This is a genomic window from Corallococcus praedator (genome assembly GCF_003612125.1).
GTDB classification, from domain to species: Bacteria; Myxococcota; Myxococcia; order Myxococcales; family Myxococcaceae; genus Corallococcus; species Corallococcus praedator.
The window spans coordinates 1-7,442 of sequence record NZ_RAWI01000430.1; the positions used below are offsets into that span (position 1 = coordinate 1).

General features: G+C 68.5%; 5 protein-coding genes. 1 reads left to right on the plus strand and 4 read right to left on the minus strand.

Features of this window, described 5'->3' with window-relative positions; genetic code table 11:
• Positions 1-62: 62 nt before the first annotated feature.
• Entirely contained in the window at positions 63-2,864 is a 2,802-nt protein-coding gene (locus D7Y13_RS35085; protein WP_158620413.1) for a glycoside hydrolase family 38 N-terminal domain-containing protein, read from the minus strand.
• Between the two features lie 191 nt (positions 2,865-3,055).
• Here D7Y13_RS35085 and D7Y13_RS35090 point away from each other — a divergent pair, with 191 nt between their 5' ends.
• Positions 3,056-3,325, plus strand: a complete 270-nt coding sequence (locus D7Y13_RS35090; protein ID WP_120534553.1) for a DUF2277 domain-containing protein — start codon at positions 3,056-3,058, stop codon at positions 3,323-3,325.
• Positions 3,326-3,328: 3 nt separating this feature from the next.
• Here D7Y13_RS35090 and D7Y13_RS35095 read toward each other — a convergent pair whose 3' ends face one another.
• From D7Y13_RS35095 to D7Y13_RS35105, 3 genes are all read right to left on the minus strand, one after another.
• Positions 3,329-5,050 (minus strand): CotH kinase family protein, encoded by a 1,722-nt coding sequence (locus tag D7Y13_RS35095; protein WP_233595697.1) that lies wholly within the window; start codon positions 5,048-5,050, stop codon positions 3,329-3,331.
• A 158-nt stretch (positions 5,051-5,208) separates the two neighbouring features.
• Positions 5,209-6,228 carry a hypothetical protein gene (locus D7Y13_RS35100; protein ID WP_120584454.1) on the minus strand — a complete coding sequence of 340 codons (1,020 nt, stop codon included), beginning with the start codon at positions 6,226-6,228 and terminating at the stop codon, positions 5,209-5,211.
• A gap of 47 nt (positions 6,229-6,275) precedes the next feature.
• Positions 6,276-7,427: an AI-2E family transporter gene (locus tag D7Y13_RS35105; RefSeq protein ID WP_120534556.1), complete on the minus strand. Its 1,152-nt coding sequence runs from the start codon at positions 7,425-7,427 to the stop codon at positions 6,276-6,278.
• Positions 7,428-7,442 lie beyond the last annotated feature (15 nt).

Sequence of the window (7,442 nt, forward strand, 5' to 3'; positions counted from 1 at the left end):
CCACGGAACCCCACCCCTCCGGCCTCGTGAGAGGTTGGAGGAATGGGGAATTCCGGTTGGGATCAGCCTCCGTGGGTCCGGCACCACGCGATCCGCAGGGCGGCCAGGGCATGGGGTGAGTCGACCGTCACGGTCTGCGTCCTGGCCGGCACGGCGGTCAGTGACGCCAGCGGCGCTTCGAGCGCGGTGACCGCCTGCGTTTCGGCGGTGCTGCTGCTGCCCAGGAACGGGAGCTGCACCGTGAGCTGGGTGGCGTTGGAGTTCCGCTTCTCGGTGCGCAGCACGAGGCTGCTGGGAATCGCTCCGCTCGTCGTTCCGCAGCCCAGGGGGTAGCCCCCCGCCGCGCCCGGCGCCTGCACCCGCGCCACGCGAATCATCACGTCCTGCTCCTCCACGGGTGTCCCGGCGTTCGTCGCCGTCACCCGGCCCAGCGAGGTCGTCTCCGCCAACGCGCCCCCCTCCCCTCCGGTGATGAGTCGAGCCTCCAGTCGGGTCGTCACCGACAGGGCGTCCTTCAGGGGCGTGACGAGCCGGGGCGTGCCCCCGACGTACACCGGCGGCGCCAGCAGGTACTCCTGGTGGTGGGTACCGGAATCGCTGCCGGAGGCGCCCCGTCCACCGCCGGGCGTATTGCGCAGCACGACGCCGAGCAGGACACCCTCGCTGTCCAGCGTCCAGGCCGGGATGCCGCGGTGGTAGATGCCGCCAACCGGCAAGCTGCCCTGTTGGACGCAGGGAATCACATAGTCATGCGTGGCGACGAAGGTCGGGCCGGGCCAGTTCGGCACGGGCAGGACATCCTGCTGGAGATGGGGCGTTCCATAGCTGAGCGTCGTGGGCACCGTCCCGCTGTCGCCCACCAAGGGGAACGCCACCACGACCGACATCCCCGAGGGCGAGGCGCCCGTCAGCTTCATCCGCAGGAAGCGCTCTCCCGCCACCAGCGAGTACTCCAGCGTGAACGTGTGACCGCTGCGCTGCTCCGTCACCACCGCCTGCAAGCGATACCGCAGCGGCCCCTGCTCCAGCCACCGGGCGTCTCCCCCCACGAACGTCGCGGACATGCTCTGGCTGAAGGTCCCATAGACGGGGGGCGAGGAGGAGGCATACGGCTCGTTGCCGAATTGATAGATGTTGCCGGAGTCGTTGTAGAACCGGAGCTGATTGCCCACCCCTCCGGAAGCAAACAGGGTGTGTGTCTTTCCGTCCACCCCGAACGAGAGCTGGCTGATCCCCCACCCGGCCGCCTTGGACAGGGTCGCGCTGATCAGATCGTTGGAGAGCGTCACCGTATCGCCGACAGGCGACGTCGCTGTCGCGATCGGGCCCGGAGGAGCCTGAGTGGAGAGGTAGACCGTCTCGTAGCCCGCGCTGGGTGGATCCGCCGTGAACAGGATGCTCCCGTTCGCGGCCCGCTGGATGGGCAACAGCCCCTTGCGCCCCCTCACGCTCTGCACCCGACGGAAGCGGTCGTCCTCCGGAGGATGGGACACCTCCGCCAGCAGCCCCAGGGCCCGGTCGAAGCCCAGCGTATTGCAGACGACGACGGGGATTTCATCGGCTTGCGGCTTCGCGGAGATCCCCTGCGCGAGCTTGTCCATTCCCTGGCTCAGGACGTCCGTCGCCACCGAGACGCCCTGCCGGCTGAGCGGAAGCTGCTCGCCTTGATACACATTGTCCGGAGAGGTCCCCGTCACGAAGTCGTGATGGGTGCTGGGGGCAATCACCTCCCAGCCGTTCCAGATCGTGGAGTCGAGCGCATCCAGGGAAGACGCCGCGTAGCTGCTGCTCGTGCGAAGGATCGCGCTGATGACCTCCGCGGACATCAGCGCGCGCGCCGCCGCGTACTGGTTCGTCTTCAGCTCGGGACGGCTGGCGAAGTATCCCGTCCAGTAGTTCTGCGCGTTGAGCGGGGCATTCACCGGCAGCGTGCCAGGCCCCATCAGCACGGCATCCATGTAGGTCTTCCACGTCCCCGTGGTCCCCCTGACACCGTTTTCGGAGCCATACAGTTTGTTGTAGCTGTCCGTCACATCCAGCCAGCTCCACTGCTGTCCCGACCCGTTCGTGACGGAGGGCGTGGCGAAGTCAATCCCCACGGGAATGAAGCGGAGGCCATTCGGCCAACCCGTCTTGTATTGATGCACGAACTGATTCACCGTCTGCGCATTGCTGGAGATGTTTCCAGCGCTCAGATAGCCCACCGTGCCGTAGGTGTCGGGCATGTAGAGCGCGGTGATGCTGGAGCCATCCCCTGCCTGCCATTGGAAGACAAGCCCGTTGGCGTTCAACTGCGCCGCGATGGAGGGGCCCACCGGATTGATGGGCGCGGCGCCAGGCGACCCCTGCGGGGAGCCGGGCACCCGGGAGAGTCCGGCCGTGGTGAGGCCCATGGCGTTGAGCACCACCGGAAGCTGCGGATCATGTCCGAAGTCATCCGGCAGCCACGCCGAGTCGTACAGGTTGCCCGCGAGCCCGACCTGTTTCGCCCAGGTGCGCCCCACCAGATAGTTGCGGATGAAGAGCTCCCCGTTGCTGACGAGGTTGTCCGGGGAGGTGACGCCTCCGCCCATCAGGCAGAAGTCCTCTCCCGCCGCGGCGAAGGCCGCGATGCCCGCCGGGTTGTCCCGCGCATAGCGCTGCAGGAACCCCACCTCCGTCACGGAGAACGTGAAGCCGTTCCTCTTCGCGAAGAGCGCGCCCGCGGCGTTGAAGATGTTCTGGACCGTGTCGCGTCCGTTGTTGGAGCCCAGCGCCTGGTTGTTGGAGGCGTAGTACTGGTCGAACGTGAAGACCCAGTCCCAGTCGATATGCGTCGTGGGACAGATGAGGATGCCTTGGTTGAAGGGCGTCGAGGAGACCATGGGCTCTTTCCGAAGCGAGGGGGGCGGTGGAGCCCCTACGCAAGTCGGATGCCAGGGTGTTCGCCCGGAGACGTTCGCTGGAGGCTGATACGCGGACCTGGAGGCGGCCCCCCGGCTCCGCGTCATGCCAGCAAGCGGTCGCGTCAGGCGAGGACGCGGCGGACGCGCTCCCGGTCGCCTAGACTTGCCCCATGTGCCGGAACATCAAGCCCCTCTTCAACTTCGCGCCCCCCGCCACCGACGACGACATCCGCGCGGCGGCGCTCCAGTTCGTCCGGAAGATCGCCGGCACGCGCAAGCCATCGAAGCAGAACGCCGACGCCTTCGACGTCGCCGTCGAGGAGATCTACCAAAGCTCGAAGCGCATGCTCGACGGACTGGTGGCGACGACCCCGCCCAGGGACCGGGCGAAGTTCGAGGCCCTCAAGAAGCTGCGCTTCAAGAGGGCCGAGCCCCGCTGAGCCTCAGGGCACCTGGGTCTGGAACGCCGTCCAACGCGTGTGCACCCACTGCCGCACGTACTCCACCTCCTCGGCGTGGGTCTTGAAGTCCTGGCGCAGGTGCCAGTCCGGGAAGTTGGCGTACCCGACGGTGTCCGGCTTCGCGAAGTCCCGGTACTCGGCGGCCCAGCGTGCCTCATCGCGCTGTGCGTTGACGCCCAGCTCGCGCTCGTACCCGTCGATGAGCGACTGCACCGCGGCCTCGCTCAGTTCGTTCTTCAGCGCCTGCCGGTAGCGCTCCCGCATCGGGGTGGCGATGGCGGGCTCCGCGAGCATCCGCTTGAAGAGGAAGTTCTCGCTCGCGTAGGTGGGCCGGGTGGTGGCGCTGGTGCGCGTGGTGTCGTAGTTCTGGCCGAAGCTCGCATCCAGATCCCACGGGATGAAGCGCCACGGGCCGCCCGCCTTCGGATCGTACGCGTGGTAGGCATTCTTCGCCTGGGAGTCATTGCCCAGGATGAGCGTATTGAAGATCCACCAGTCCTCGTAGTCGCGCGCCTTCAGCTTCGCGCCGAAGTCCTGACGGAAGGCGTCCGCGCTGGAGTCCGCGACCCAGGCGACAAAGGCATCCATCGTGTCGAACGCGTGGGCCTGGCCCTCCTCGGGCGTGCCCTCATCCTTCTCGAAGCCCTCGTGGAGGTTTGCCTTCGGCACGCCGTCGCGCCGGTTGCGGGAGAAGTTGGCGTTGGCGTCCACGGCCTTGAACAGGTCGGCGTCCTTGTCGATGCCGTTGCCCTCCATCAGGCGCTTGTCCGGGTGATCCGCCGCCGTGTAGAGCCCCCGGTACTTGTTGTTCGCGTACACCACCACGCTGAAGGTGCGGATGCGCACGGCCTCCGGGGACAGCTTGCTCCACAGGTCGAACGCCAGCCGCGAGCGCAGGTAGGAGTTGTCGTTGAACGGGGAGATGAGCACCACCCGCTTGCGGTCCTTGAAGCCGTCGCCGAAGACAGGCTCCGAGAACAGGTCGTCCTCGTCGAACTTGAACGTCAGGCTGCGCTTGGGGAAAACGCCGGAGGTGGCGCCGCGGTACTTCGCCTCCATCGTGAAGCGGTGGCCCCGGTACACCACCTCCGCGGGCCGGTATGCCCCGGAGGTGAGCCCCACGTTGGGGTCGAAGAACAGGTGCACCACGGGCAGGCCGTACTCCTCCGTGTAGGCGGCTGGATCGACGATGTCGACCTTGCCCGGCGCCGCGTCGTTGTTGGCCACGCCCACCTTCAGCGTGCCCGTCTCGCCGGTGGTGCGCTCCTCCAGCGTGAGCATCCACACCGCGCCCTGATTCATCGCCGGCGTCCAGCGCAGCGTCGCGGTGGCTTCGTCGAAGGTCGCGCCCGGGGGCAGGTTCCTCACCCCGAAGCGCAGCGTGGGCTCCGCCTTGTCCGTCGCGCACCGCACCCGCGCCGTGAAGGCCTCCCCCTCCAGCACCCAGCGCGTCTCGCCCGCCGTGGGCGCGCACACCTGCGCCGTCGGCCCCGCGTCCGGAACTCCCGTCCCCGCATCAGAAGAGGACGTGCCCGCGTCGGACGTTCCCGCGTCGGACGTCCCCGCGTCCGCTCCAGGCTGCGTGCCCGCGTCGGTCCCGGACTGGCTGCCCGCGTCGGCTCCGGACCCGGACGGATCATCCGGGCCGGTGTCCGGAGGCGGCACGGAGTCCCCCCCGCACGCCACCATTCCCAGGCAGGCCATGCCCAGAAGACCGCGCTTCAGCCATCGCGTTGCTCGCACCGGGACAAGCCCCCCTTGGGTACGGCCCGAAGCGGACCGTGGGGGGCAAGGGGTAGGCATCCCTTCGGCGCGAGACACCTGCCCATCGGGGAGGTGTTTCACGCCTGACAGCCTGGACGTCAGTAGGAAGCGGTCAGGCCGGCGTGCAGGCTGGAGTACGTCTCCTCGGCGACTCCGCCATCCGCCCACCCCGTGAGCGTCCCCGCTCCGGAGAACTGATCGCGGAAGTGCGCCAGGCGGAACGCGACGTCGTAACCAAACGGGCCCCAGATCTCCCCCGACACGCCCAGCTCCGCGCTCCAGCCAAAGCTGGACACCGACGTGCCAAAGTCGCTGATCTCCAGCGCCCGCCGCCCACCGTCCGCCTCGGGCGAGCGCCCCGGCTTCGGCGACAGCAGCAACCCGCCCGACGCGTCCAGGCGCACCGAGCTGAACAGCGGCACCGACAGGTCCAACGCCACCGACGGGAACACGCGGTGCGTTCCGGACAGCGGGTTGTCCGTGGCCTCCTCCACGTCGAAGGCCCGCGTCTGCAGCCCCGCGCGCGCGCCCACGTAGCCCTGCTGGGGCCGCGTGGTGCCGAAGCGGAAGTAGAAGCGGTACAGCGCCTGCGCCGTGAAGGCGGTGTCGGTGGCCGTCACCTCGCGCACCGGCGTCTGGCCCCCGTCTCCGGTGAGCGTCACGTCCGACGTGGAGAAGCCCCGCTGCGCGCCCAGTTGCAGGCCCAGCCCGCGCAGCACCGACGAATCACCCTGCGCCAGGGGGAGGATCTCCAGCTCCAGCGCCAGCCCCAGGTACGGCTGCGACGAGGAGAAGTCGGACGTGTCCCCGACCTGCTCGTCCTCCGGAAGCCGCTCGAACGCGCCGCAGCCCTCCACGCCCGGCCGCGAGCAGTAGCGCCGCCACGTCGCCGTCAGCGCCAGGTTCAGCCGCAGCCAGGTGGGTGCCCCCAGCTCCAGCTCCGTAGCCTTGCCATTTCCGGTGTTCAGCCGGAGTGACAGCGTCTCAGGAGGCCCCTGTCGGAAGGGAATGGAGGCCAACGGTCCCGAGGCCGCCGCGGACGGAGCCGCCAGGGCTCCGACGAGGGCCAGGGTCCACAGCAGCCCCGAAGGGACCCTCGCGCTTCCGGTGGTCGTCATGCCCGGTCAGGTTCACCCAGCCCGGGGGCGAAGTCCAGACTCGGCCCTCAAGCGTTCATCGCGTGACCCACGCTCGCGGACGCGGGCACCTGGGAAGGCTCCAAGGAAAGGGAAGGCGAGGAATCCTCCTGCGCCACCGGGGTCGGCTGCACCTCCGGCACCCGACCCAGGAAGTCACGCCGGTAGATGCGCACCATGGCCATGAAGATGGACGCGATGAGCGGTCCCACCAGCAGCCCCATCATCCCAAACACCGCCAGCCCGCCGAACATCGACAGGAAGACGAGCAGCGGGTGCAGCGCCATGCGCGAGCCGCACAGCCGGGGCCGGATGACGTTGTCGATGCTGCCCACCAGGAAGGTGCCCCAGGCGAGCAGGAACACGCCCTCGCTCACCCGGTTCGCCGCGATGAGGATGACGCCAATGGGGCCCCAGACGAGCGCCGTGCCGCCCACCGGCACCAGCGCCACCAGCACCATCGCCGCGCCCCACACCCCAGCGTGCGGCACCCCGGCGATGAGCAGGCCCAGGAAGCCCACCGCGCCCTGCACCAGCGCGGTGATGGTGTTGCCGTAGATGATGGCGTACGCGACGTCGGTGAACTCGTGGGAGAAGGCGTCGAAGTAACGACGCTCCAGCGGCAGCAGCTTCGCCACCTCGTTCACCAGACGACGACCGTCCAGGAAGAAGTAGTACATGGCCACCGTCATCAGGAACATGTTGACGAGGAGCTCCGTGCCGGCGCCCACCACGTCCGCGAGCAGCCCCGCGCTGCCCGACACCACCGTCATCAACAGGCGTTCGGTTTCAGAGCTCTCCGGGTCGAAGCGCACATAGCGGCTCAGCCCCCGGGGCAGCGACGCGAGCAGGTGGTGGCGCAGGTCCACCTGATCCAACAGGTCCTGCGCCTGACCGACGAACTGGAGGACTTCACGGGCCACCATCCAGCCCACGAGCGCCAGCGGGGCCAGGATGAGCAGGAACACCGCGAGGGTGGACAGTCCGGCCGTCAGCGACTTGCGGCCCCGGAGCCGTTGGCTCAAGGAGTCCTGGACGGGCATGAACAGCACCACCAGGAAGCCACCCAGCAGCACCGGCATCATGAACGGCAGCAGGATGCGTGAGAACAGGATCAACGCGACGGCGAAGAGCCCCGCGAAGATGAAATTGGACCACCGCTTCGTATCGCCCGCCGTCACCGCCCCACCCCGTCC